The sequence below is a fragment of the Hafnia alvei genome (assembly GCF_034424155.1).
Taxonomy (GTDB): Bacteria; Pseudomonadota; Gammaproteobacteria; order Enterobacterales; family Enterobacteriaceae; genus Hafnia; species Hafnia alvei.
In genome coordinates this window covers 1,484,446-1,510,073 of sequence record NZ_CP139992.1, presented here as the reverse complement: position 1 = coordinate 1,510,073, position 25,628 = coordinate 1,484,446, and the positions used below count along the sequence as shown (strand labels likewise).

Sequence of the window (25,628 nt, the reverse complement as noted above, 5' to 3'; positions counted from 1 at the left end):
AAAACGCCTATAAATAATTATTTAGAGTGACTACATTTATAATGTTGTGCTTGTAGGCTAATTCCTTTCACCCTATTTTTATGCACTGACAATATTCAAGCAGGCTTCTACCTGTAGCTTGAGACTTAGAGGTATTGGCAGCTCACCGCGAAGACAACGTTTCGTCCAGCGCACGGTTTCCTCTATGCTTTTTGCCTCGGCTAATTCGGGTTTATCCCCCTCTCCCATTTCGCGCGTCACTAGCGTACTCATTTCTCCCTCACGGCATAAATGCATCTGCGGGCAACGTAACGGGTTTGCATACGCCTCACCTTCCGTTCCATGGAGTAAAAGCGCAGTGGATAATGTTTGATTAAATAACCCCGCCATTCTGTGGATATATTCTGGGTGAGAAACGCTGGCAATACGCAAAGCGTCACCGGCAAAAGGGTTAATCATCTTGATTAGAGTATGTGCGCTATTACGAACGCCCATTCGCCAACGTAATGACAGCACTTGATGCATCTCTGGCGCTAAATCTTCCACGCAGATAAAAACCGGTTTGCCGGTTTTCCAATCAATTTTTTGCACGTCGCGTGTCGGTGTAATGTCCAGTTCTTGGAATATTTCAGCGCTGGTAACTCGGCCTGGATCTTGGCTAACACCGTGCACCAAAACGGGAACACCTTCTCTGGCAAGTAACAAAGCCAGCAATGGCGTCAAGTTCGCTTGCTTGCGAGCACCGTTATAGCTTGGGATCACAATCGGCATTGGCATGTCAACAGGCAGCGCAAGATTGGCGGAACGCTGCTGCATCGCTCGGTAAAAACCGAGCATCTCCTGCTCGGATTCACCTTTGATACGCAACGCAATCAGAATACCGCCTAGCTCCAGCTCAGGGACACGACCGGCCAGCATATCGCTAAACAAGCTCTGAGCGAGTTCAGCGCTAATATCACGGGCGTGGTTCTTCCCTCGGCCCACTTCTTTAATGATTTGTGCATAATCCACGGCAACACCTCGTACTCATCCATTTTACATTTGCGTTATATTAGGGATAGTACGTGGCATTATTTGCCCTGACAATTGTACTTATCGCTAACCCTAGCCTCGACGGCGAGCACCGCGCTTGCCACGCGAGCCGCTCGCGGGTTTTTTATCGCTCTTCGGGGCTGGAATTTCGGGCAGTTCGCCTTCCGGCATTGGGCGTTGTTCAATCGGAAAGACCGGCAATGCGCCTAGCAAACGTGCGCCATAGCTTTTACTCAGTAGGCGACGATCATAAATAATAATCTCACCTTTACACTCATGGCTTCGGATCAAGCGACCTACCTGCTGGATCAGAGTGAACGACGCACCAGGCAAGCTCTGTACTTCGAACGGATAGCGCTTCAGCGTTTTCAGCCATTCGCCTTCGGTGAGGATCACAGGGCTATCGATGGGCGGGAAAGCAACTTTATGAATATGCACCTGAGTGAGCAATTCCCCTTTAAGATCTAACCCTTCCGCAAATGACTGTAGCCCCACCAAGGCACTTTGCTGGCCTTTACGCACACGGCGACAGTGCTCTTCAACCAAGCGGTAACGCGGTTGGTCGCCTTGAACCAACAATCCCAAACGTAATGCAGGAACGAAGCTTAGGAACGTGTGCATCGCTCTCTGGCTGGCAAACAGCACCAACATGCCAGTATGCTTGCCACTCTCCCATTCATGACGGAAAAAATGTGCCATTTGGCGTAAATGCTCCGCTTCCTGTGCCATAGCAGGTTCAAGCGTCATTTGCGGGATCACCAAACGGCCTTGCTCTGGATGGTTAAACGGGGAATCCAACGCGACAAAACGATCTCCCGCTTTTTCATTTAATCCAGAGAGCTCGCTAATTCGGTTAAAACTATTTAGGGACCGCAGCGTAGCCGAAGTGACGATGGCATGTGGGATTTTTCGCCACAGCATTTTCTCAAGCTGATCGCAGACACGGATCCCAACGCAATGCATATAGATGTGCTGCACATTATCGAATACGTCACGCGTGAGCCATTTCGAAATCGGCGCATTGGATGCTTTCTCCATTGCCGCCAAACGCCACAGTTTCGTCATCGCTTCTAAATAGCTAAAACTACGGCTCATCTGCAAAATGGCTTTGTGCAATCGCATAATGTCGTGACTGCCGGTCTTTTCCTGCAAATCATTCATCATGAATTCAGCCAAACCGCGCAGCCCGTCCGTCAATTTATATAAACGAACGGCAATATCGACCATGGGCTCCGGCAATACGCCCATCTCGAAACGATAGTTTGGCTCACTGCTTCCCACAGGAAGTAGCGATGTCGCCATACGATCAAAATCCGTGGTTAACTGTCGCATCTCTTCACAATGGGCTTTTAAGCGCTCGCTATCCATCAGCTTCGGGCGATTTTTAGGGCTGTACTGTGCACCGCACTGCTCGATGTGTCGCGCGATCCCTTCCACTTGGCTATTAACAAAAATAGCCGTAATCTCGCCATCGATCTCTAACGCATCCCGCGCCACATCGGGTAAATGATGACCTTCATCTAGCACCAACAGCAAATCTTTGGCATTAGGGAGAACCGATTCATTCTCCAACGCAGCCATAACTAGCGCATGGTTTGCGACCACCACGTCAGCGCTCTCGATTTCGCGACGAGCAATAAAGAAAGGACATTCGCGAAAATACATACAGTTGCGCGCTAAACAGTTGGCGCGATCGGTGCTTAGCTTCGCCCACAGAGCATCATCAATATTCTCATCAAGGTGATCGCGCAAGCCATCCCAACGATAGCCGCTAAGCTGCTTACTGATTTTTTGACATAGCGCTTTTTCTTCCGCGCTGCTGGGCTGTAAATCATCTTCAATAAACAGTTTCAGATCGCCCTGCATGCCTTCAGCACTCGCCATCGCGGCCAGATTACGCGGGCAGATATAGCGGCCACGGCCAAACGCCGCGGTAAACTTTAAATCGGGGATAATTTTGCGCAGCAGCGGAAGGTCTTTGCTGTAAATCTGATCCTGCAAAGCAACGTTGGCCGTGCTCACCACCAGAGGTTTCTCTTGATCGCGACTAATCGCAATCCCAGGGATCAGATACGACAGGGTTTTACCGACGCCCGTTGGCGCTTCAATGGCCAAATGGCGAGCATCATCACCGGCTAGCGTTTTCGCGACTTCCGCAATCATCGTGCGCTGCTGAGGACGTGGGATAAAATCAGGGATATGCTCAGAAAGGGCTTTATACCATTGAGTAATTTGATTTTTAGTTGCGGAAGAAAGCGCCATTGATACTCGATACAGAAAGAAACAGAGGTCTATTTTCTCATATTCACCATCAAAAATCAGCCTGATATTCTGTCATGCACGTGGAATAGCAGTTGATAATAATGTTTACATAAATAGATTAAAGCCAAGAAATATTAGGAGCATTCTTAACAAATAATATGATTTTGATTATAAATATTCAGCAGCGTAATTACGCTTTATTGAAGGGCCTAACAGCACAAATAACTTAAAAATCGATGGATATTAAAATCAGGTCGAAAGCGCAGCAGCATTTTACCATAACGAATATTTATGCTTATGTAAACCCCAATTACGGCATTAATCTGAATTTAGGGGTTGTCTCATCATCTCATTATGTTAGGGTATTAAACGATTTCGCTCATAATATTTGGATTATTTGATTTAAATAATCTGTGAACTATTTCTCATTATATATAGGACACTCTATTATTGCATGACTATTAAAATAGAAATTAAGAACCTTTACAAAATATTCGGGGAGCATCCCGACCGCGCATTTAAACTTATTGAATCAGGTCTACATAAAGACCAAATATTTGAAAAAACAGGTCTGACCGTTGGCGTTAAAAATGCCAGTCTGGCCATTGAAGAAGGCGAGATATTTGTCATCATGGGACTCTCAGGTTCCGGCAAGTCCACCATGGTACGCCTTCTCAATCGTCTGATTAAACCGACCCGTGGCCAAGTCATGATTGACGGCGAAGATATTGCACAGGTCTCAGAAGAGAAACTGCGTAATATTCGTCGTAGTAAAATCAGCATGGTTTTTCAATCATTTGCACTTATGCCACATTTGAACGTGCTCGATAACACCGCCTTTGGACTAGAGCTATCAGGTATGCCTCAGGCAGAGCGTCATCAGAAAGCACTCGATGCCTTGCGTCAGGTTGGATTAGAAAATCACGCTAACTCTTATCCCGATGAATTATCCGGTGGTATGCGTCAGCGCGTTGGTTTAGCACGCGCCATGGCAATTAATCCTGATATTCTATTAATGGATGAAGCATTCTCAGCATTAGACCCTTTAATTCGTACTGAAATGCAGGATGAATTAATTAGACTTCAGTCTCAGCAACAAAGAACCATTGTATTTATTTCACATGATTTAGATGAAGCAATGCGTATTGGTGACCGCATCGCCATTATGCAAGGTGGTGAGGTAATACAGGTTGGAACGCCTGAAGAAATATTGAATAATCCGGCCAATGATTACGTTAAGACTTTCTTCAAAGGCGTTGATATTAGCCAAGTCTTTAGTGCAAAAGATATTGCTCGCCGTAGACATATTTCGTTGATTCGAAAAACGCCGGGATTCGGGCCTCGTGCTGCACTAAAATTATTGCAGGATGAAGATCATGATTATGGTTATGTGGTAGAACGAGGCCAAAAATATATTGGTATTGTTTCTGTTGAATCATTAAAACAAGCGCTCTCTCAAGGTCAGTCTTTAGATTCTGCCCTGCTGTCAGCTCCCGAAGCCGTTGATGCAGATACCTCGCTCAACGAATTAATTTCGCAGGTTGCCCAATCACCTTGTGGTGTTCCGGTGACGTCCGCTGACGGTATTTTTATCGGCATTATCAATAAAGGCACGCTATTACAAGCATTAGACAAAGAGGGCCCTAACCAATGAGTGACGCAACGAGTAATCCATGGGCAACAGAACCCGCAGAATCAGCCGCCAGCGCATCATCCGCATCGCAAGGCGCAGACGCATGGTCTTCATCACCGGCCACGACTGATGCCGCAAGTAACCATGCAGCCCAAGGCAGCGACTGGCTCAGCAGCGCCCCCGCTCCCGAGCCAGAGCACTTTAATCTGATGGATCCGTTCCATCATACCTGGGTGCCCTTCGACACGTGGGTCACGCATGGCATCGACTGGTTGGTCAGCCACGGCCGCCCTGTTTTTCAAGGCATTCGCATGCCGGTGGACTTCGTCCTCAGCGGATTTCAAAACATCTTGCTGGGCATGCCCGCACCTATCGCGATTTTGGTCTTCGCCTTAATTGCATGGCAATGCGCCGGTTTTGGTATGGGGGCTGCGACCCTGATTGGCCTCATCGCCATCGGTGCGATCGGCGCTTGGTCGCAGGCAATGGTGACGCTTGCATTGGTGCTGACATCACTGTTTTTCTGCATGCTCATCGGCCTGCCCTTAGGGATTTGGCTGGCACGCAGCAAAGGCGCGGCCCGTATAATTAGACCGTTACTGGATGCCATGCAAACCACGCCAGCGTTCGTCTATTTGGTGCCTATCGTGATGCTGTTTGGTATCGGTAATGTTCCGGGCGTCGTCGTCACCATTATCTTTGCGCTGCCGCCGATTGTACGTTTAACCAGCTTGGGTATTCAGCAGGTTCCGGCTGATTTGATTGAGGCCGCTGAGTCCTTCGGTTCAAGCCCGCGCCAGATGCTGTTTAAAGTGCAGCTACCGCTGGCAATGCCCACCATTATGGCCGGTGTTAACCAGACTCTGATGCTCGCGCTGTCAATGGTGGTTATCGCCTCGATGATTGCGGTGGGTGGTTTAGGCCAAATGGTACTGCGCGGTATTGGCCGACTCGATATGGGTCTGGCTTCCATTGGTGGGGTAGGTATCGTAATTCTGGCGATTATTCTCGACCGCTTAACCCAGTCCGTTGGCCGCGATCGTCGCAGCCGTGGTACGCAGGGTTGGTACATGACTGGCCCTATAGGCTTGGTCGCACGTATTTTTGTTAAGCGCGGTTAACACTTCTTAGCCTCCCTCTTGCAGGGGGAGGCGCATATCGAACTTCTATTCGGAACCTTTGATCGTCCAAGAGGCTGCGGATAGTCCTATTTCCCATCTATACCCTGCATCGCTGGCACTACGCCAAAAATAACAGGGATAAAACAAACAGGAATATTCATGACATCACAAACAAAACAACATAACCAAACTCAACAACGCATCGCTTCTATGCTTGCCGTCACCGCTTTGGCGTTTGGCACGCTTTCCATCTCCTTCTCCACTCAGGCAGCAGAATTGCCGGGCAAAGGCGTGTCTGTACAGCCAATTCAGAGCAGTATTGCCGAAGAGACTTTCCAGACCCAACTGGTGAGCAAGGCGCTAGCAAAACTAGGCTATGACGTTCAGCCAACCAAAGAAGTGGATTACAACGTAGCGTACACTTCCGTTGCCGCCGGTGATGCCACCTTCCTCGCGGTAAATTGGGATCAGCTTCACTCTGATATGTACAACGGTGCCGGCGGTGATAAAAAATTCTACCGTGAAGGTCAGTACGTAACGGGAGCGGCGCAGGGATATTTGATCGATAAGAAAACCGCCGATCAGTATCACATCACCAATATTGAGCAGTTGAAAGATCCCAAAATTGCCAAGCTGTTTGATACTAACAACGACGGTAAAGCCGATCTAGCCGGTTGTACGCCAGGCTGGGGATGTGAAGCTTCTATCAACTATCAGCTCAAAGCCTATGGTCTGAATGATACGGTTGAACATAACCAAGGTAATTATTCCGCGCTGATTGCTGACACCATGACCCGCTTTAAAGAAGGCAAACCGGTGTTTTACTACACATGGACGCCGTATTGGGTTAGTGACGTTCTCAAACCTGGACGTGATGTTGTTTGGCTACAGGTACCGTTCTCAGCCTTACCGGGCAGCCTGAAAGATGTTGATACCAAGCTACCAAACGGCGCTAACTACGGTTTCCCTGTTAACAACATGCAGATCGTAGCTAACAAAACCTTCGCAGAGAAAAACCCAGCGGCGGCAAAACTGTTTGCTGAAATGAAATTGCCAATTGCTGACGTCAATGCGCAAAACCTGCGTATGCATCAGGGTGAAAACTCAGAAGCGGATATTGAACGCCATGTAAACGGCTGGATTAAAGCCCATCAGGCCACATTTGATGGTTGGATCGATGCCGCGAAGCAGGCTGCAAATAAGTCATAACGTTAAACCATAACGAATAGTTATCCCCCCTTCAGGGGGGATAACCAAAAATCACTTTCTTAACACCATACCGATCAAGTCTTTAAGCTCATCAAGCTGTTTCGCCAGTTCAATATTAAGCCAAACATAACCATAGATAGGTGCCTCAATATTTTCAGAGGCCTTGGCGTTTTCCATTAAAGATTTAAGCTCACCAGACACCGCAACCATTTCAGGTAGATCGCTCAAATTATCTTCAATACTTCCACTGATCAGCGCATTAGAAAGTGCATTTAGCGTATTGATCGACAACTTTTGAAATTCACGCAGTTTTTTCGCATTCAGCATAATGAAGTGGCTTTCACGCGTTGCCCAGTAGGCATCGGTCAAAAGCTCAAGCGTAGACACTAAATTACGGCTCATCACCTGAATAGCATCAAATACATCTTTATTGATGCGAGTTTCGCGCACACACGGTGAAATCAGCGTCCGTATTTTGACAAGTTCATTCAGGATCTGCTGATGCTTATTGGTTAAATGAGGACGTTCTAACACGTTTGGAGACATATGAGCGCTGTAAAAACTGCTCATATTTTTAAGCTCTTTGCTCATCATTAACCGCCAGTGAACAAACGCTTTTTGGGTGAATATCGATGTAAAAAGCAGGGCTAATAGCGAACCAATAATCACATCGCCGCTTCTCCACAAGGCGGTATTCATATCACCAGGGCCCGCGCCGCAAACCACGGCCAGAGTAATCCCGATCAAAAGCCCCATATAAGGCCGTTTGCCTAATGCCAGCACGCCGCACACAAACATAACGACCGCACACCACACCAACATCAGCGGCATGGAAAAGACTTCAAGATAGAGTGCAACCAACCCCGATGCCGCACCAAAAACCGTCCCCATAATGCGCTGCAGCGCGCGGGTAATCACGTTTCCCCAAAACGAAATCGGCCCCATCACCACCACCATCGTGATCAACGGCCACGTGGCTTCGGGTACATGCAATAAGCGAATCGCCAAGAAGGTGATGACAAACGCAATCGCCATACGGATACCGTGGATGGCTTTGTAATGACCGTAAATCACATGTTCGAGGGGAGAAATTGCTCTATTGAGACGCACAGGGAATACCTTAAGGATAACAACGCATGAAAATACCTATCTTTGCTAAGTGTACTCAATATCGTAAAAAAAATTAAACAACAAACGCCGTTTAGCCAAACCAGATAAATAATTATGCGATGTTCTCCGCGTGTTTTGTCCCAGTCTTTGGGTTTCATCAATTTCGCGGTTACACTAGTCACTACTTTGTTTTCTGATAAGAGATGTTATTTTGAGCAAGGCCGCGCCCACGTTCCTCATCCACGACTACGAAACCTTTGGTCAACATCCGGCACTAGATCGCCCTGCCCAGTTTGCTGGCGTGCGGACAGACGCTGATTTCAACATCATTGAAGAACCTTTGGTGATCTATTGTCGCCCTGCCGACGATTATCTTCCTCAGCCAGAAGCCGTCATGATCACGGGCATTACACCTCAGGTTGCGTTAGAGCGTGGCGTTAGCGAGGCCGAGTTTGCACGGCAAATAAACCAGATGTTCAGCGTGCCCGGTACCTGCATTATGGGCTACAACAACATTCGTTTTGATGATGAAGTCAGCCGAAATATCTTTTATCGTAACTTTTATGATCCGTATGGATACAGCTGGCAAAACGGCAATTCACGCTGGGATTTGCTCGATGTTTTACGCACCTGCTATGCATTGCGCCCAGAAGGGATCAATTGGCCGGAAAACGATGAAGGTTTGCCAAGTTTTAAACTTGAGCATTTATCGAAAGCCAACGGTATCGAGCATGAAAATGCCCATGACGCGATGGCCGACGTTTACGCCACCATTGCGCTGGCTAAATTGGTTAAACAAGCACAGCCTAAGCTGTTTGATTACTTGTTCCAACTGAGAAATAAACACAAAGTTTCAGCGCTGATTGATATCGCCAACATGAAGCCTCTGGTGCATATTTCTGGCATGTTTGGCGCACTGCGTGGCAACACCAGCTTAGTTGCGCCGCTGGCATGGCATCCTGACAATAAAAACGCGGTGATCATGTGCGATCTGGCTGGAGATATGTCTCCACTATTGGATCTGGATACCGATGCCCTGCGCGAACGGCTCTATACTCGCCGCAGCGAACTTGGCACAGCGTCTCCCGTTCCTCTCAAACTTGTGCATATCAACAAATGTCCAGTGCTGGCACCTGATCAGACCCTGCGCCCTGAAAATGCCGAACGATTAGGGCTCGATCGTCAGCATTGTATGGATAATTTACAGCTGCTACGTAGCCATCCCGAGCTACGAGACAAAGTCGTGGCGGTGTTTGCCGAAGCCGAGCCTTTTAAAGCATCAGAAGACGTTGACGCCCAGCTGTATGACGGCTTCTTTAGCGATGCAGACCGAACGGCAATGCAAATTATTAGAGAAACCCTGCCGCAGAATCTTCCGGCTCTCGACCTTACATTTAACGATAAACGCGTTTTACCACTGCTGTTCCGCTATCGCGCACGTAACTTCCCCGCTACTCTTACCGATGATGAACAGCGTCGCTGGCAGCTACATCGCCAAGCGGCACTAACGCCTGAACGTGTTCAAACCTACATTCATCAGTTGGAAGAGCTGTATAACCGCCATGAAGAAAATCCAGAGAAATTGGCCCAGCTTAAAGAACTGTATGAATATGCAAAGCAGTTAGTTGGTTAATATTCATAAGATTTATCATTGAGGGTGAGCTACATCACCCTCGGTTTTCTTACCAACGGTTAAAGTAGGTAGCGAAGGCGTATTTTCTTTATTTTACAAGATACATACTCCAATAATTCGAGTTGCATTGAGGCGAGCCAGCCAGTGCTTAGGGTGAATAAGCGCGACCAACAAAATGCAGCTTGAAGTATGGCGGTATAGATTTCATACAAAACAGGTCGTAAATATGTGGCTGAAAAACGGGCCAGTCTTGGCCGTTCTCGCGTTTATTTTGTGGGGCATCACACCGCTTTTTTATAAAATGCTGCCAGATGCCAACGTGTTGGAGTTACTGGCACAACGCCTGTTTTGGTCTATTCCTTTGCTGCTTCTGCTGCGTCTGTTATTTAAAAACCGAACGACGTGGCAGCAGGTTTGGCAAGATAAACGCTCTCTGTTCTGCTGCCTATTAGGCGGCCTGATCATGAGTGTCTCGTGGACAACGTTTATCTATGCGCTCACCCATAATCTGGTGCTTGACGCCAGCCTTGGCTATTTCACCAATCCACTGTTTTCTATCGCGTTAGGCGTTATTTTTCTCCACGACAAACTCAGTCGCTTTCAGCGCATCGCCGTGGTGCTCGCCATCACGGGTTTGGTCTATCAGGTCATTTTGTTAGGCCACGTTCCACTTCTCGCTTTGGCAATGGGCAGCACATTTGCATTCTATGGGTTAGTGCGTAAATTTATTCGCTACGACATCATGACCGCATTAACGTTAGAAACACTGTGGATGCTCCCGCTAGCGATTGCTATTACCTTTTGGCTGCATGCCACCGGCGGCAGTATTCTGGCGGGTTCTGGTACTAAGACCTATATTCTGTATGCCCTAACGGCACCGGTCACCTTCGCGCCTCTGCTGCTGTTCGCCGCGGCCATTAAACGCACCTCGCTGACGGTCATTGGCCTTGCGCAGTATGTTGAGCCATCTCTCCAATTCTTACTGGCGGTGCTCGCCTTCGGTGAGCCGATCAATATGCCGAAGATGATTAGCTTCTCCCTCATCTGGTTAGGGTTAGCATTCTGCGTCTACGAGTTATTCCAGCAGCACTGGCGCTATCGCCATTTAGCTACCGATATGGTGCGCGGCAAAAGAAACCATCCGGGCCATTAATGTGCTTAGCTCACTGATACAGTTAAGTGTCCACGGGTTGTTTTAAGGCGCGGTTTTTTAACCTGAATATTAATTTGCCCACCCAAGCACATCAGGCATGACAACATTTTAAATTCGCTAATGCCGCGAAACTGCCCACGCAGCAAATTAGACAATTTTGGCTGAGTCATCCCCAGCATCATAGCGGCTTCGGTTTGAGAAAGGCCTCGTTCCTGTAGCACCTCAGCAATAATGGCCGCCAACTGTGCCTTTACCTGCATCTCTTCGGCGTTAGCGTACTGAAGATCTTCATAGACGCTGTCGCCACCGGCTTCGATTTCTAGGTTATTTTTCATAGTGATTTTCCTTTGCATGTTGTTGAGCCGCTTTTAAACGTTCTTTGACCTTTTCCATATCGGTCTGCGGTGTCGAAATCCCAGAAGATGACTTCTTTTGAAACGCATGTAACACATAAACCGCATGTTTGAATTGAACACAATAAACAGCGCGATACGTTCCACACCCATCATCATCAACGATCTCTAATATCCCCGCGCCATGAAAACCCTTTAATGGCTTCGCCTGCGGGTGCTTTCGCCCAATTTGGGCAAGATACAATGCATAGCCCATCGTATCTTTCACCTCATCAGGCAATTGCTGCAGATCTTTTTTACATCCCGCAATCCAAAAAATGGGTCTGCGGTAAAGCCTTGCCATTCGCTCAATTATATCCATTTAGGTATAAAACTCCATGTTATTTTTGCTGTTTAAATGACCTTTTTATTGAGGGGGAAACTAGCATGGCGATAAGGAGATGTCAGAGCATAAGCAGAGGATTGGAAAGAGCTTCGCAAAAAATTCGGGGAGCTTTCGCTCCCCGACATAACAGTTGAGATCGTTATTCAGCCTGCGGCTGGCTTTCGAACTGCGGCGGTGGTTTACGGAAGCGACGGGTGAGGAACACCAGATAACCAAATCCAAGAGCAGCCCAAATTAACCCCATGGTTAGCGAGCTTTTCTCCAGATTCAGCCACAGCACAGCAACCGTAAGTGCGCCAATCATCGGCAAAATCAGGAAGTGGAAACGATCCTTCCAGGTTTTATTGCGCCCTTCACGAACATAGAAGTGACTAATTACCGAGATATTCACAAACGTGAATGCTACCAACGCACCAAAGTTTATCAACGCGGTCGCCGTCACCAGATCAAACGAGATAGCCGATAGAGCAACCATCCCCACCATCACTACATTCAGCGCTGGCGTGCGCCATTTTGGATGCACGTAGCCAAAGATCTTTTCAGGGAACACGTTGTCGCGCCCCATAACATACAGCAAGCGCGAAACACTCGCGTGCGATGCCAAACCCGAGGCCAGCGTATTCACAAACGTGGTGCACAGGAAGATTGACTGGAACAGTTTTCCACCCACGTAAAGAGCTATCTCTGGCAGCGCCTCATCCGGCTGTTTAAACCTTGAGATATCAGGGAAAAACAGCTGAATAAAGAACGATACCGAGATAAAGATAATGCCACCGTACAATGCTGTCAGGAATATCGCCCGCGGGATCGTTTTCGCGGCATCCTTGGTTTCTTCAGACAGCGTCGTTACCGCATCAAAACCGAGGAATGAGAAGCACACGATGGTAGCGCCGGTGATAATCGGCAGCAAATGCGCATTCTCGCTGACAAATGGCTGAAGGCTCCATACTTTGCCAACCCCCTCACCTTTATGCAGACCTTGCACAACTAAAAAGATAAACACCACGATGATTGAGATCTGCACCAAAACAAAAACGGTATTGAAATTGGCTACCAGACTCACGCTTTTCAAGTTTGCCGCGGTCATGATCGCAACAAAACCGACCACCCAAATCCATTGGGGAACCTCTGGGAACATCGCGGTGAGATAGATTTTCGCCAACAGCACGTTAATCATCGGCAGGAAAAGATAGTCCAGCAACGATGACCACCCCACCAAAAAGCCCACGTGTGGATTAATGGCTTTTTGTGCGTAGGTATACGCCGAACCCGCCGTCGGGAACTGACGCACCAGTTTGCCATAGCTGATCGCCGTAAATAACACACCGGCCAAAGCAAAAAGATACGACATCGGCACATGCCCATTGCTGATACCCGACACAATGCCAAAGGTATCAAACACGGTCATCGGTGTCAGATAAGCCAAGCCCATCATGACGATCTGCCAAAGTTTTAATGATTTACGTAATTGAGGCTTGCCCGCTTCATGCGCGGCAGCCTGAGCAACAGGAGGAGTGCTAATCGCCATGACGGTTTCCCCCTTTGTCCTCTGCTGGTAACAAATTAACGTCATTCAGAGAGGCCGCGGGGAAACGTCGTATTAGGCGGCGGGATAATCGGCTACAGATATAGGTTTGTTCATTTAGCAAAGCGCCAATAAAACAGTGAGCTGGCCCGTATTCGCTGCGGCTCAGGCGTTCGCCCAAGCGCGGCGGATAAACATAAACATGCACCATCGTTATATCCTCTAGACGTATCCCGATACGTCATCATAGTAAACCGCTACCGCCTGAACGCTCCGTGGTCCGGTAGTGGAAAACAGCCGCGAGAACTACTTTTGCTCTGGCTATTGCGCGAATCTTCCGACCGCGCTCTGTATTTGGAACCTGTGCCGTGCAAGCATGGACAGGCTCATCGTTTGTTCACCTACGCAGACCCAAAGTCGTTACGCCATAGTGATAAAAAAAAGATAACCGGCAGTAAACTACCGGTTATCTTTATGTCATGCATTTTGCACTGTTTTTGTCACAACAGAAAGTGCTGAAGCCAACTTTTCCATACCTTCTTTTATAACTTCTTTTTCGGCCGTTAACGGTGCTAAGAATCGAATGACATTACCGCGCACGCCGCAGGAGAGCAGAATCAGCCCTTGCTTACCGGCCTCTTTCACTAACGCAGACGTTATCGCCTTGTTTGGTTTAGCTGCATCGCGATTTTCCACCAGTTCCATCGCCACCATCGCACCAACGGCACGAATATCACCGATACAATCAAAGCGTTCTGCCAACGCATGTAATTCGGTCGTAATCTGTTCGCCAACCTGCTGGGCTTTTTGGTTCAGTTGCTCTTCTTTAATCAAATCTGTGACTGCCAGCGCCGCGGCGATAGCCACCGGAGAACCGGCGTAGGTGCCGCCCAAACCGCCCGGTAATGCTTTTTCCATCAGGCGTTTTTTACCCACCAGCGCAGACAGCGGGAAACCGCCCGCCAAGCTTTTCGCCATGGTGATCAGATCGGGTTCAACGCCGGTATGTTCGATAGCAAAGGTTTTACCCGTACGGCAGAAGCCGCTCTGAATTTCATCGGCAATTAAAACAATGCCGTGCCGATCGCAAATTTCACGTAACGATTTCAAGAAACCAGTAGGAGCGGCATAGAAACCACCTTCGCCCTGCACCGGTTCAATAATGATTGCGGCGACTTCGCTCGGCGCGATGTCCGCAGCAAAAATGGAATCGAGCGCATCTAACGCGTGCTGTTCCGTAATGCCCAAGTAGGAAGACGGATATGGCGCATGATAAATGCCGGATGGGAACGGGCCGTATCCTTGTTTATACGGAGCCACTTTTCCGGTCAGCGCCATCCCCATTAAGGTACGTCCGTGGAAACCACCGCGGAACGCAATCACACCGCTACGCCCGGTAGCGATACGCGCCACTTTCACAGCGTTCTCAACCGCTTCAGCACCGGTAGTCAGCAACAGCGTCTGCGTGGCTTCTTTAATTGGCACCAGCGCATTCAAACGCTCTGCCAGTTCAACGTATTCAGGATATGGCGTAACTTGGAAACACGGATGCGTGAAGCGCGTCAGCTGTTCTTGAACGGCCGCGATCACTTTTGGATGGTTATGACCGGTATTCAGCACGGCGATCCCTGCTGCAAAGTCGATATAACGATTGCCTTCAATGTCCCACAGCTCAGCATTACGTGCTTTATGAATGAACGCTGGCAGTAATGTTGACACTCCGCCCGCCACCGCCTCTTCACGGCGCTTCTGCCATGACTGATTGGAGGCATTCCCGGACAGATTTTGATTCTCAGACATGATGTACTCCGTAATTGAATTTGAATTTCAAATTTCTAACCCCACCCCAACCCTCCCCTTATCAGGGGAGGGAGCACTCCGTGTAAACACGCTGTTTCTGCAAAAATACGCATTTTCAGCCCCTCCCCCTGACAAGGGGGAGGTTGGGAGGGGGTCTTGCAGCACCTTTCAATTTGAAAGATAAAGGGTATTAGGCGTTCTTCAACATCCAGTCGATCTCAGTGTCAGTCACCATACGTTCAAACTGAATAAGCTCATCGGTTTTACAGGCGTGGTAAACGTGGCTGAAACGCTCTCCAAGCAGCGAGCGCAGCGCTTGCTGTTCTTCAAATTCATACAGAGCATCACTTTGGCGAATTGGGAATGGCAGGCCGTCTTGCTCAATACCGTTACCGGTGATAGGTTCTGCCAGCGTAAGTGTGTTATCCAACCCGTGCAAAATGCCCGCAAGCACCGTTGCCATCACCAGATACGGGTTGGCATCAGCACCTGCAACACGATATTCAACACGGTGGCTGTCGCGATCGCCACACGGAATGCGCAATGCAACGGTACGGTTGTTGTGGCCCCAAGATGCCTGAGTCGGTACATACATGCCCGGCTGGAAGCGGCGGAACGCATTGACGTTAGGCGCTAACAACGCCATAGATGCTGGCATCAGTTCCATCATGCCCGCGAGTGCTTTCTTCAATAATGCCGAATCTTCACCATCATCATCAGCAAAAACGTTTTGGCCTTTACTATCGAGCATACTGATATGGATATGCATACCGCTGCCCGCATACTCTTCATAAGGCTTCGCCATAAAAGTGGCGTGCATGTCGTGATTCTCTGCCACCATGCGTACCAGTCTCTTTAACGAGAGCGCGTGGTCGCAGGCCAGTAAGACGTTATCAGTGTGGTTCAGGTTAACTTCGAACTGTCCTGGGGACGCTTCGGCTACCGCACCATCGGCTGGGATTTGTTGTAATTTCGCTAGTTCATCAATATCGCTTAACACGTCGGCAAAGTGATTCAGGTTATCAACGGAATATACCTGACTTTGTGTATTACGCTCCTGAGTCCCTGGCGCACATGGCGGCTGAAGGTATCCTTCGGCGTCGCGTTGTCGATCGATGAGATAGAACTCCAGCTCTACCGCTACCACGGGGAATAATCCACGCTGGCGTAGCTGCTGCCAGACATTATTCAGCACGTTACGTGGCTCAACGTCAAAGGGAGTACCATCTTCATCCAGCATGGTCAGTAAAACCTGACCGATAAATTCTGGGTCAGCCGCCGATGGCGTTAACGATCCCAGTACCGGAATACAGGTGCGATCGGGCTCTCCGAGCTCTTGGCCTAATCCGGCCTCTTCAACCACGTTGCCCAAAATATCCATCGCAAACACCGACGCGGGGAAATAGCAGCCTTTCTCAAGCTTTTTCAGCCCAGCAACAGGAATACGCTTTCCACGGAAGCAACCATTAAGGTCGGTAAGGAGTACATCGACGTGCTGCGTGGAGGGATAGCGTTCCAAGTAATTTTTTACTTCGCGTTGGAACGCGCTACTTCGTCTCTCTTCACTGTGCTGAACAAAGTTTTCAACTTCTACGATATTGGTTTGCATGATTCACCCGCCATTGATTGAAGACCGTGGATCTGACCGTTTGGACTGCTCGATATAATGTCCACAATTGAAATGTAGATGCAAACAAAATGTTTCGCAAGTGTTGCAATTAGTTTGAATATTACGCTTACCACTGCTAGATTGAGAAAATATTGAACGGAAAAGCGCTGTATGGAAGCAATGTGTTCATAATTTAGACCAAGCGGAGAGGGTGGTATGGGCAATATATTTAACAGGCCGGTGATTGGCGTCGTCATGTGTAGGAACAGGGTGCACGGGCACCTAACGCAGACCTTGCAAGAAAAGTACCTAAATGCCGTATTGAACGCGGGCGGACTTCCGGTGGCCTTGCCACACGCACTGTCTGAACCTGAATTGTTGGAATCGCTTCTCCCCCATCTGGACGGCATTATGCTGCCGGGCAGCCCAAGCAATGTGCAGCCGCACCTATATGGTGAAAACGGCGATGAGCCTGACGCCGATCCTGGGCGTGATAGTTTGAGTATGGCGCTGATTAGCATCGCACTCGAAAGGCGCATTCCCCTTTTCGCCATCTGCCGAGGGTTACAGGAAATGGTGGTGGCAACCGGTGGCACGCTCTATCGCCGCCTCTATGAACAGCCGGAGTTACTGGAGCACCGCGAAGATCCAGAGCTTCCGCTGGAGCAACAATATGCCCCCTCTCATGAAGTGCTGGTACAGGCAGGGGGTTTGCTTTCACAATTAGTACCGGGTTGCAACAAGTTCTGGGTTAACTCATTGCATGGTCAAGGTGCCAAAACGCTGGGGCCACGACTACGCATTGAAGCCAAGGCATCTGATGGTTTAGTAGAAGCCGTTAGCGTTCACGATCACCCATTCGCCTTGGGCGTGCAGTGGCATCCTGAATGGAATAGCGATGAATACGCCCTATCCCGCTTGTTGTTTGAAGGTTTTATCACCGCTTGTCAGAAAGCCAGTGCTGAAAAAAACAGCCAGCCTGATAAGAACTATCAATAAGGAAATATGCATATGAGCGATGTCAGCTTGGCGCCAGGAAAACGCCTGTCACATATCCGTCAACAATTGGGATTGTCACAGCGCAGGGCAGCTGAACTGTCTGGATTAACGCACAGTGCTATTAGCACCATCGAACAAGATAAAGTCAGCCCAGCGATTAGCACCTTGCAAAAACTGCTCAAGGTCTATGGGTTGTCACTGTCGGAGTTTTTTGCCGAACAGGAAAAACCAGATGAACCACAGGTTGTGATTAACGCCGAAGACTTGATCGAAATTGGCAGCCAAGGGGTTTCCATGAAGCTCATTCATAACGGTAACCCGAACCGCACGCTGGCCATGATGATTGAAACTTATGAACCCGGCACCACAACCGGTGAACGCATCAAACATCAGGGTGAAGAGATCGGCACCTTGTTGGAAGGGGAAGTGATGCTGACGATCAACGGTCAGATTTATCACCTAGAAGCCGGACAAAGTTATGCCATTAACACCGGCATTCCACATAGCTTCAGTAATACGTCGGCGCGTATATGTCGAATTATCAGCGCCCATACACCCACAACATTCTGACGCCTATGTCGAGATATAGATAAAACCCGACGCCGTTGGCATTGCCGTTCACGCTCTGCAATGCCATGTCGAAGGGAATTAAGGGGAACGCATGGACTTTCACGATTTGCAGTACTGGCAGCAACGGGCTCGCGCCCTAGAGATTGAGAACCGACTGTTTATTAATGGCCGTTATCAGCAGGCCGCCGATGGCGCACAGTTTGCCGTGGAAGATCCGGCGGGTCAGCGTGAGCTGGTTCGCGTCGCTCAGGGAGATGAGCATGATGTGAATCAAGCCGTTAGCGCAGCGCGTGAAGTTTTTGAACGTGGAGACTGGTCGCAATCCCCTCCGGCAAAACGCAAAGCAACGCTGATGAAGCTGGCTGATTTAATGGAACAGCATCACGAGGAGCTGGCGCTGCTGGAAACACTGGACACCGGCAAGCCTATTCGCCACAGCCTACGTGATGATATTCCTGGCGCCATTCGCTCTCTGCGTTGGTACGCCGAAGCCATTGATAAAGTGTATGGCGAAATTGCCCCAACGGCTCAAGATGTCCTTGCGTTAATCGAACGTGAACCCGTTGGCGTTGTTGCCGCCATCGTTCCTTGGAACTTCCCGCTGCTGTTAGCCTGCTGGAAACTCGGCCCCGCCTTAGCCGCGGGTAACAGCGTTATTTTAAAACCGTCAGAGAAATCCCCGTTAACCGCCTTACGCATCGCGGGTTTAGCCAAAGAGGCGGGTTTGCCAGACGGCGTACTCAGCGTGATCGCAGGCTTTGGCCAAGGCGCAGGGCAGGCTCTCTCGCGCCATCCTGACGTCGACGTACTGACATTTACCGGATCCACGCGCACCGCCAAACAGTTGTTGAAAGACGCGGGGGATTCCAATATGAAGCGCGTTTGGCTCGAAGCCGGCGGCAAAAGCGCCAATATTGTTTTTGCCGATTGTCCCGATCTGCAAAAAGCCGCAGCTAATGCGGCGGCCGGTATTTTCTACAACCAAGGCCAAGTGTGTATCGCAGGCACACGTCTGCTGGTGGAAGAAAGTATTAAAGACGAATTCCTCACTATTTTGCGCGAACAGGCTCAGGCCTTCAGACCGGGTAACCCACTCGATCCTGAAACCGTGATGGGCACACTTATTGATGCAGACCATTGTGAAAAAGTGAATGAATATATCGCGGCAGGACTGGCTGAAGGTGCGAACCTCTATCTCGATGGTCGCGATCACCCGCAGGGTGAGCATGGTAGCTATCTCGGCCCCACCATTTTTACCGAAGTGTGCAACTCAATGCGCATTGCGCGTGAAGAAATCTTTGGCCCAGTGCTTGCTGTCACCACCTTCACCACCGAACAGGAAGCGCTCACGCTGGCAAACGACAGTGATTATGGCCTAGGTGCAGCTATCTGGACTCGTGATTTGTCTAAAGCTCATCGTATGTCGCGCCGCCTGAAAGCAGGTTCGGTATTCGTTAATAACTACAACGATGGCGATATGACCGTGCCCTTTGGTGGCTATAAGCAGAGCGGCAACGGACGCGATAAATCACTGCACGCCCTAGAAAAATTCACCGAATTAAAAACTATCTGGATCTCGCTGGAGTAATATCATGACTGAACATGTAAATAGCTATTATGCCGCCAGCGCGAATCCACACGCGCCTTATCCGCAGCTAACCGAATCGGTTCAATGTGATGTGTGTATCGTCGGCGGTGGTTATACCGGCCTTTCTTCCGCACTGCACCTCGTTGAAGCGGGATATGACGTTGTTTTATTAGAATCAGCTCGCATTGGCTTTGGTGCCAGCGGACGTAACGGTGGCCAGTTGGTCAACTCCTACAGCCGCGATATTGACGTTATTGAACAGCGCTACGGCATGGACACCGCCAAAATGCTGGGCAGCATGATGTTTGAAGGTGCAGAAATTATTCGCCAACGTATCAAACGCTACGCCATCGACTGTGATTACAAGCCCGGCGGCATTTTCGTTGCACTCAACAACAAGCAATACCACACGCTCATCGAACAAAAAGCCCACTGGGAACGCTATGGCAATACCCAGCTTGAGCTTTTAGATTCAGATCGCGTGCGTGAAGAGATCGCCTCCGATCGCTACGTAGGGGGATTATTGGATCACAGCGGTGGTCATATTCACCCTCTCAATTTAGCGCTGGGTGAAGCAGAAGCGATCCGCATGCAAGGTGGACGCATCTTCGAGCAATCTCCGGTCGTCAAAATTAAGCATGGCACGCCTGCCACGGTGATCACTGAAAAAGGTCAAGTACAGGCGAAATATGTCATTGTGGCGGGGAATGCCTATCTGGGAAATAAAGTTGAACCGGAATTAGCGCGCCGTAGCATGCCATGTGGCACTCAAATCGTGACCACTGAGCCTCTGCAAGCCGACGTCGCTGCCTCGTTAATTCCGAAAGACTACTGCGTGGAAGATTGTAACTATCTTTTAGACTACTACCGTGTCACCGGTGATAACCGTTTATTGTATGGCGGCGGCGTAGTTTACGGTGCACGTGACCCAGACGACATTGATAATCTCATCGTGCCAAAACTGCTGAAAACCTTCCCACAATTGAAAGGCGTGAAAATTGATTATCGCTGGACAGGTAACTTCCTGCTGACCTTATCGCGCATGCCGCAGTTTGGTCGACTGGAGAATAACATTTACTACATGCAAGGCTACAGTGGACATGGCGTGACCTGTACCCATCTGGCTGGGAAGCTGATTTCAGAGGTGCTGCGTGGTGACGCTGAGCGCTTTGATGCCTTTGCTAAACTTCCTCACCTTCCATTCTTTGGCGGACGAAATTTACAAATTCCATTCACCGCTATCGGCGCCGCCTATTATACAATCCGTGATCGGTTAGGCGTGTAATTATTTCGTTATCCACACAAATACAAGAGTCTTATAGGCTCTTGTATTTCCCCATTAAACTTATTTCATCATCATTAATATCGCCCCTAAAACGTCTAAACTATTTCCCTCACAGTTTTCTTTAACCTTCATTTCATTTGTTTATTTAAACACTTTTATTACAACCTGATACTATTAAAATGTAAATAATGAAAATAGCGCTGGCATTTAAGCGCTTAAAAAAACAAAATATAAAACTGCATTTATATACTTAAAAGAGAGGAATATTATGCAGTTAATATATAATTATGATGAATATTACAAATGGATTGTCAGCTCTTTTTTTTATGATTTTGACGCTAACTCAGAACCTTTAGTCGATGAAAGTGAATTACTTGATTTTGCTAGTAAATCCCAGCCAAAAAACTACCCGTGTTTGGTTTACATCGCGGTGAATAGCCCATTAGAGCCTTTCCCCTCCATAAAGTTTATCTATACAAAGCAGCTCCACGCATGGTCTGAACAAGCCAGACTCGTTGCCGAGCACCCATAAGCCACATAGAAAACAATGGTAATGGATTGCCATTGAATTTCTTAAAAATGCTTATTTTCCCCTTCAGTATTTTCTTTACGATTTCTGGTTTATGGTAGTCATTGATCGCTAAACGAGTCATTAATTATAAATAACTCGCTGAATTTATTGTTTAGACTACCCGACACTGTTTTTTCTAATACAATCAGTAGCTATCGTTCATTTCCTTTACCATGCGTAAACTACATAGAGTAAGACATCAATATATGAGGCTGAAAGGATTCCCACCACTAATTACCCTACTGTTGATGTCGTCACTCATATTAACCATAGGGCGCGCCATTACACTGCCTTTTATTACTATCTATATGACCGAGCACTTTCATCTTGAGCCTGAGAGTGTGGGGCTGGTCTTAGGTGTCAGTCTTGCACTAGGCATTACTGCAAGCTTTTACGGTGGCTATCTGGTTGATAAATTTGATAAACATCGTTTAATGATTATCAGCATTGCTCTATTTACTCTAACGTTTTGCATTATGCCATGGCTTAACGACGTGCTCTAGATGGTGCCCGTATTGGCGCTGTTGCACGCCGCTTATTCTATTTTTAGCATTGCCATTAAAGCCTGCTTTGCCGAATGGCTACCGGTAAGTGAACGCATTCGCGGCTTTTCGATGAATTATACGTTAGTGAATGTTGGCTGGGCCGCGGGCCCTGCGCTCGGTGTTTTCGCAGCGTCGTTCTATCCCATGCTGCCGTTTTTTCTCTCTGGCCTACTAGCCTTTCTCGTTGGACTCACCCTTTGGCTGCGCCTAGATAGCTACGGACTTCCGCCTGCGAACGGTGATACCGTATTTACCGACCAGCGACTTACTTTTAGTGCTACTTTTAAAGTCTTAAGCCACGACCGCCGGCTAATCTTTTTTACGCTTGGCAGCACCATGGGCGCAGTGGTTGCAGGACAGTTCACCGGCTACTTATCCCAGTATTTAATCACCGTCAGCAACGCGCAGTTTGCTTATCAGGTGATTGGCTCAGTGATGACGATAAACGCAACCGTCGTCATCGGCTTGCAGTATTTGCTCAGCCGCAACATGAATAAAGAAAATCTGTTGCGCTGGCTGATATTTGGCACCCTCTTTTTCTGTCTAGGACTCATCGGTTTTGCTTTGGCTGAGCGCTCCATTCCTCTCTGGATGGTCGCCATGGCGATCTTCACCCTCGGTGAAGTAATCGTGATACCGGTTGAATACTTGTTTATCGATTTTATTGCACCGCCACATTTGAAAGGCAGTTACTACGGGGTGCAAAATTTGGGCAACTTAGGGGGTGCAGTGAATCCTATACTGTGCGGCTTTTTGCTGTCTTTCGCGCCACCGACTACGCTTTTCTATGTACTAGTAGGTGCGTCACTTCTTGGGTTGGCATTTTTCTGGTATGGCTATCGTCTTTCGGGCGCAGCCAGTCACGCCGCAGAAGATATTCTTTGATACAGGAACCTGACTGAAAACCTTCACAAACGGCATAATTGCGATAACTTGTTTTCATGATGTGATCAGTAGCACATTTCTGAATTTAATTGTATGATGAATGCGTTTTCTTTCTTAGGTATTCACTGATGTCAAAAGCATTTTCGGTTTGCTGGCAGTATTTGAGAGCTTTCATATTAATTTACCTGTGTTTGTTTGCAGGGAATGCCATCTCAACGCTGCTGCCAATCACAATTCCAGGCAGCATTATTGGCATGCTGATCTTATTTGCCCTGCTGGCATCACAAATCATGCCAGCAAAATGGGTAAAGCCTGGTTGTAATATTTTAATCCGCTATATGGCGCTGTTGTTCGTCCCGATCGGCGTTGGCGTGATGCAGTACTACGACGTGCTGACCAAGCAGTTTGGTCCTATCGTCGTATCGTGCCTCATTAGTACTTTGATTATTATGGTTGTCGTTGCTTATAGCTCTCATATGGTGCATCGCGAACGCATCATTGGTGAAGCTACCGACGGCAGCGAGGAGAAAAAATAATGGCTTATATTTGGTGGTCGTTACCACTCACGCTGTTAGTCTTTTTTGGGGCTCGCCGTATTGCCCAAAAGCTAAATATGCCGTTATTGAATCCGTTGCTTGTATCAATGGTAATAATTATTCCATTGCTATTGCTGCTCAAAATTCCTTATGAGCATTATTTTGCAGGCAGCTCAACGCTGAACAGTTTGCTACAACCTGCCGTGGTGGCATTGGCATTCCCACTGTATGAGCAGATCCACCAGATCCGCGCACGCTGGAAATCCATCATCACTATCTGTTTTATCGGCAGCGCTACCGCCATGATTTCAGGCACAGCGATTGCTCTGTGGATGGGTGCATCGCCAGAAATCGCAGCCTCGGTAATGCCGAAATCAGTGACCACGCCAATTGCCATGGCCGTTGCACAGTCGATTGGTGGTATCCCAGCCATCAGCGCGGTATGCGTTATTTTCGTTGGGATTCTGGGGGCCGTATTTGGTCATACTCTTTTGAACTTGATGAAAATTAGCACCAAGGCCTCGCGTGGTTTGGCGATGGGCACCGCGTCGCATGCCCTTGGCACCGCACGCTGTGCCGAGATGGATTTTCAGGAAGGCGCATTCAGCTCATTGGCTCTGGTTATCTGCGGGATTATCACTTCGCTGCTCGCGCCATTCCTCTTCCCTGTGCTGTTGCACTTATTTAGCTAACATCACTGTTGCCTCCCCTACATGGGGAGGCAAAAAAGAAACAAAAATCACAAAAACCCGCGATACATCTCACACTTCTTTCATTCGTTACATTAATTACATCAAAATAGTGATAATAATCACATAATAAAGCCAATCGGTTGCCTAGAATACTCTCCCGTAACTAACTAAGAGGCTCCCCCATGCACGCACGATACGACGCGGCATTCAGCCAACTGCCAGCCGCTTTGCAGGCGGCGCTCTCACCGATTATCAATGATGCCGATTTCCACGCGGTGATTACCGCTTCTCAAGTCGAAAGTCTGAAACAGGCTACCGGCATGAGCGACAGCGAATTAGCATTTGCCCTGCTTCCTATGGCCGCAGCATGCTCACTGGCCCCCATCTCCAAATTTTACGTCGGCGCCGTTGCGCGCGGTGTTAGCGGCAACCTGTATTTCGGTGCCAATATGGAGTTCTTGGGTGCGCCGATGCAGCAAACCATTCACGCAGAACAGTGCGCGGTGACTCACGCATGGCTGCGCGGCGAAAAAGCACTCGCCTCCATCACGGTTAACTACACCCCTTGTGGTCATTGCCGTCAGTTTATGAATGAGCTGAATACCGGTACCAAACTGGCGATTAACTTGCCAGGACGCCAGGCCGCTACGCTGGGTGATTACCTACCAGACGCTTTTGGACCGCGCGATCTTGAAATCAAAACCCTGCTGATGGATGAAGAAAACCATAACCTCAGTTTGGCAAATGCGGACGAACTAACCTTAGCGGCGTTAGACGCAGCCAACCGCAGCCATGCGCCTTATAGCCATGCCTATAGCGGCGTAGCGCTGGAAGCCGAGGACGGTAGCGTTTACAGCGGGCGTTATGCTGAAAATGCGGCCTTTAACCCAAGCTTGCCGCCGTTACAGGCAGCGCTGATTCTGATGAACGTTTCGGGCAAAGATGTGCTGCGTACTCGCCGTGCTGTCTTGGTTGAAACCGAAGATGCCGTGTTCTCCCAATGGGATGCCACCCAAGCAACGCTTCATGCGTTAGGCTGCACTCAAGTCGAACAGGTTCAGGTTTAAGCTATTTTTAATGCAGGGTCATTCGGCCCTGCATTCTCACTCCTCGCCAAATCCTGTAAAAAAGTGTTACTTAGCTCGCACTTTCC

General features: G+C 48.6%; 22 protein-coding genes and 1 pseudogene. 14 read left to right on the top strand and 9 right to left on the bottom strand.

Annotated features, from left to right (window positions below):
- Positions 1 to 78: 78 nt before the first annotated feature.
- Together ybiB and dinG are read right to left on the bottom strand one after the other, a co-directional pair.
- On the bottom strand, positions 79 to 990 hold the full coding sequence (gene ybiB / locus U0008_RS07100) for a DNA-binding protein YbiB (RefSeq protein ID WP_043492109.1): 912 nt from the start codon (positions 988 to 990) through the stop codon (positions 79 to 81).
- Between the two features lie 93 nt (positions 991 to 1,083).
- Positions 1,084 to 3,273, bottom strand: coding sequence for an ATP-dependent DNA helicase DinG (dinG, locus tag U0008_RS07095; RefSeq protein ID WP_043492105.1), 2,190 nt, complete (start codon positions 3,271 to 3,273; stop codon positions 1,084 to 1,086).
- A 454-nt stretch (positions 3,274 to 3,727) separates the two neighbouring features.
- Here dinG and proV point away from each other — a divergent pair, with 454 nt between their 5' ends.
- The 3 genes from proV to proX all read left to right on the top strand — a co-directional run bounded on the left by proV (position 3,728) and on the right by proX (position 7,236).
- On the top strand, positions 3,728 to 4,927 hold the full coding sequence (proV, locus tag U0008_RS07090) for a glycine betaine/L-proline ABC transporter ATP-binding protein ProV (RefSeq protein WP_025800837.1): 1,200 nt from the start codon (positions 3,728 to 3,730) through the stop codon (positions 4,925 to 4,927).
- On the top strand, positions 4,924 to 6,027 hold the full coding sequence (gene proW / locus U0008_RS07085) for a glycine betaine/L-proline ABC transporter permease ProW (RefSeq protein WP_043492103.1): 1,104 nt from the start codon (positions 4,924 to 4,926) through the stop codon (positions 6,025 to 6,027). Before proV ends, proW begins: the two co-directional genes overlap by 4 nt.
- Positions 6,028 to 6,237: 210 nt before the next feature.
- On the top strand, positions 6,238 to 7,236 hold the full coding sequence (gene proX / locus U0008_RS07080) for a glycine betaine/L-proline ABC transporter substrate-binding protein ProX (protein WP_226930023.1): 999 nt from the start codon (positions 6,238 to 6,240) through the stop codon (positions 7,234 to 7,236).
- Positions 7,237 to 7,287: 51 nt separating this feature from the next.
- Here proX and U0008_RS07075 read toward each other — a convergent pair whose 3' ends face one another.
- Positions 7,288 to 8,346: an FUSC family protein gene (locus tag U0008_RS07075; protein ID WP_043492101.1), complete on the bottom strand. Its 1,059-nt coding sequence runs from the start codon at positions 8,344 to 8,346 to the stop codon at positions 7,288 to 7,290.
- Between the two features lie 208 nt (positions 8,347 to 8,554).
- Here U0008_RS07075 and sbcB point away from each other — a divergent pair, with 208 nt between their 5' ends.
- Together sbcB and rarD are read left to right on the top strand one after the other, a co-directional pair.
- Positions 8,555 to 9,979, top strand: coding sequence for an exodeoxyribonuclease I (gene sbcB, locus U0008_RS07070; protein ID WP_193065736.1), 1,425 nt, complete (start codon positions 8,555 to 8,557; stop codon positions 9,977 to 9,979).
- A gap of 226 nt (positions 9,980 to 10,205) precedes the next feature.
- On the top strand, positions 10,206 to 11,132 hold the full coding sequence (gene rarD, locus U0008_RS07065) for an EamA family transporter RarD (RefSeq protein WP_025800832.1): 927 nt from the start codon (positions 10,206 to 10,208) through the stop codon (positions 11,130 to 11,132).
- A 5-nt stretch (positions 11,133 to 11,137) separates the two neighbouring features.
- On the opposite strand, the gene U0008_RS07060 is transcribed toward rarD, so the two are convergent.
- From U0008_RS07060 to U0008_RS07035, 6 genes are all read right to left on the bottom strand, one after another.
- On the bottom strand, positions 11,138 to 11,467 hold the full coding sequence (locus tag U0008_RS07060) for a helix-turn-helix domain-containing protein (RefSeq protein ID WP_043492094.1): 330 nt from the start codon (positions 11,465 to 11,467) through the stop codon (positions 11,138 to 11,140).
- Positions 11,457 to 11,846, bottom strand: a complete 390-nt coding sequence (locus U0008_RS07055; RefSeq protein ID WP_051874098.1) for a type II toxin-antitoxin system RelE/ParE family toxin — start codon at positions 11,844 to 11,846, stop codon at positions 11,457 to 11,459. The genes U0008_RS07060 and U0008_RS07055 overlap by 11 nt, the downstream gene beginning before the upstream one ends.
- Positions 11,847 to 12,009: 163 nt before the next feature.
- Positions 12,010 to 13,398 carry an APC family permease gene (locus tag U0008_RS07050; protein WP_025800829.1) on the bottom strand — a complete coding sequence of 463 codons (1,389 nt, stop codon included), beginning with the start codon at positions 13,396 to 13,398 and terminating at the stop codon, positions 12,010 to 12,012.
- A complete protein-coding gene (locus U0008_RS07045; protein WP_040045804.1) occupies positions 13,388 to 13,606 on the bottom strand; it encodes a hypothetical protein in 219 nt (72 codons plus the stop codon). The genes U0008_RS07050 and U0008_RS07045 overlap by 11 nt, the downstream gene beginning before the upstream one ends.
- Before the next feature lie 266 nt (positions 13,607 to 13,872).
- The gene (gene gabT, locus U0008_RS07040) at positions 13,873 to 15,195 is read right to left on the bottom strand and encodes a 4-aminobutyrate--2-oxoglutarate transaminase (RefSeq protein ID WP_043492091.1); all 1,323 of its coding nucleotides are present in this window, start codon (positions 15,193 to 15,195) and stop codon (positions 13,873 to 13,875) included.
- 190 nt (positions 15,196 to 15,385) lie between these two features.
- The gene (locus U0008_RS07035; protein WP_025800826.1) at positions 15,386 to 16,804 is read right to left on the bottom strand and encodes a glutamine synthetase family protein; all 1,419 of its coding nucleotides are present in this window, start codon (positions 16,802 to 16,804) and stop codon (positions 15,386 to 15,388) included.
- A gap of 216 nt (positions 16,805 to 17,020) precedes the next feature.
- On the opposite strand from U0008_RS07035, the gene puuD reads away from it, so the two are divergent.
- From puuD to cdd, 9 genes and pseudogenes are all read left to right on the top strand, one after another.
- Entirely contained in the window at positions 17,021 to 17,803 is a 783-nt protein-coding gene (gene puuD, locus U0008_RS07030; RefSeq protein ID WP_038502088.1) for a gamma-glutamyl-gamma-aminobutyrate hydrolase, read from the top strand.
- A 12-nt stretch (positions 17,804 to 17,815) separates the two neighbouring features.
- Entirely contained in the window at positions 17,816 to 18,373 is a 558-nt protein-coding gene (gene puuR, locus U0008_RS07025) for an HTH-type transcriptional regulator PuuR (RefSeq protein WP_043492070.1), read from the top strand.
- 91 nt (positions 18,374 to 18,464) lie between these two features.
- A complete protein-coding gene (puuC, locus tag U0008_RS07020) occupies positions 18,465 to 19,961 on the top strand; it encodes an aldehyde dehydrogenase PuuC (protein ID WP_043492068.1) in 1,497 nt (498 codons plus the stop codon).
- Between the two features lie 4 nt (positions 19,962 to 19,965).
- Positions 19,966 to 21,246: an NAD(P)/FAD-dependent oxidoreductase gene (locus U0008_RS07015; RefSeq protein ID WP_025800822.1), complete on the top strand. Its 1,281-nt coding sequence runs from the start codon at positions 19,966 to 19,968 to the stop codon at positions 21,244 to 21,246.
- Positions 21,247 to 21,514: 268 nt separating this feature from the next.
- Positions 21,515 to 21,778 (top strand): hypothetical protein, encoded by a 264-nt coding sequence (locus U0008_RS07010; RefSeq protein WP_043492066.1) that lies wholly within the window; start codon positions 21,515 to 21,517, stop codon positions 21,776 to 21,778.
- 251 nt (positions 21,779 to 22,029) lie between these two features.
- Positions 22,030 to 23,247, top strand: a pseudogene (locus U0008_RS07005) (MFS transporter).
- Between the two features lie 128 nt (positions 23,248 to 23,375).
- Positions 23,376 to 23,783: a CidA/LrgA family protein gene (locus tag U0008_RS07000; protein ID WP_025800819.1), complete on the top strand. Its 408-nt coding sequence runs from the start codon at positions 23,376 to 23,378 to the stop codon at positions 23,781 to 23,783.
- Entirely contained in the window at positions 23,783 to 24,475 is a 693-nt protein-coding gene (locus U0008_RS06995) for a CidB/LrgB family autolysis modulator (RefSeq protein ID WP_038502086.1), read from the top strand. Before U0008_RS07000 ends, U0008_RS06995 begins: the two co-directional genes overlap by 1 nt.
- Before the next feature lie 182 nt (positions 24,476 to 24,657).
- On the top strand, positions 24,658 to 25,542 hold the full coding sequence (cdd, locus tag U0008_RS06990) for a cytidine deaminase (RefSeq protein WP_043492063.1): 885 nt from the start codon (positions 24,658 to 24,660) through the stop codon (positions 25,540 to 25,542).
- Positions 25,543 to 25,628: the final 86 nt, after the last annotated feature.

Excerpts from the sequence above, each read along its gene's own strand:
- proV (WP_025800837.1), top strand. The coding sequence starts at position 3,728 with ATGACTATTAAAATAGAAATTAAGAACCTTTACAAAATATTCGGGGAG.
- U0008_RS07055 (WP_051874098.1), bottom strand. The coding sequence starts at position 11,846 with ATGGATATAATTGAGCGAATGGCAAGGCTTTACCGCAGACCCATTTTT.
- puuR (WP_043492070.1), top strand. The coding sequence starts at position 17,816 with ATGAGCGATGTCAGCTTGGCGCCAGGAAAACGCCTGTCACATATCCGT.
- U0008_RS07050 (WP_025800829.1), bottom strand. The coding sequence starts at position 13,398 with ATGGCGATTAGCACTCCTCCTGTTGCTCAGGCTGCCGCGCATGAAGCG.
- U0008_RS07010 (WP_043492066.1), top strand. The coding sequence starts at position 21,515 with ATGCAGTTAATATATAATTATGATGAATATTACAAATGGATTGTCAGC.
- proW (WP_043492103.1), top strand. The coding sequence starts at position 4,924 with ATGAGTGACGCAACGAGTAATCCATGGGCAACAGAACCCGCAGAATCA.
- U0008_RS07035 (WP_025800826.1), bottom strand. The coding sequence starts at position 16,804 with ATGCAAACCAATATCGTAGAAGTTGAAAACTTTGTTCAGCACAGTGAA.
- gabT (WP_043492091.1), bottom strand. The coding sequence starts at position 15,195 with ATGTCTGAGAATCAAAATCTGTCCGGGAATGCCTCCAATCAGTCATGG.
- puuD (WP_038502088.1), top strand. The coding sequence starts at position 17,021 with ATGGGCAATATATTTAACAGGCCGGTGATTGGCGTCGTCATGTGTAGG.
- rarD (WP_025800832.1), top strand. The coding sequence starts at position 10,206 with ATGTGGCTGAAAAACGGGCCAGTCTTGGCCGTTCTCGCGTTTATTTTG.
- puuC (WP_043492068.1), top strand. The coding sequence starts at position 18,465 with ATGGACTTTCACGATTTGCAGTACTGGCAGCAACGGGCTCGCGCCCTA.
- U0008_RS07045 (WP_040045804.1), bottom strand. The coding sequence starts at position 13,606 with ATGGTGCATGTTTATGTTTATCCGCCGCGCTTGGGCGAACGCCTGAGC.
- U0008_RS07060 (WP_043492094.1), bottom strand. The coding sequence starts at position 11,467 with ATGAAAAATAACCTAGAAATCGAAGCCGGTGGCGACAGCGTCTATGAA.
- U0008_RS07015 (WP_025800822.1), top strand. The coding sequence starts at position 19,966 with ATGACTGAACATGTAAATAGCTATTATGCCGCCAGCGCGAATCCACAC.
- dinG (WP_043492105.1), bottom strand. The coding sequence starts at position 3,273 with ATGGCGCTTTCTTCCGCAACTAAAAATCAAATTACTCAATGGTATAAA.
- U0008_RS06995 (WP_038502086.1), top strand. The coding sequence starts at position 23,783 with ATGGCTTATATTTGGTGGTCGTTACCACTCACGCTGTTAGTCTTTTTT.
- cdd (WP_043492063.1), top strand. The coding sequence starts at position 24,658 with ATGCACGCACGATACGACGCGGCATTCAGCCAACTGCCAGCCGCTTTG.
- proX (WP_226930023.1), top strand. The coding sequence starts at position 6,238 with ATGCTTGCCGTCACCGCTTTGGCGTTTGGCACGCTTTCCATCTCCTTC.
- U0008_RS07000 (WP_025800819.1), top strand. The coding sequence starts at position 23,376 with ATGTCAAAAGCATTTTCGGTTTGCTGGCAGTATTTGAGAGCTTTCATA.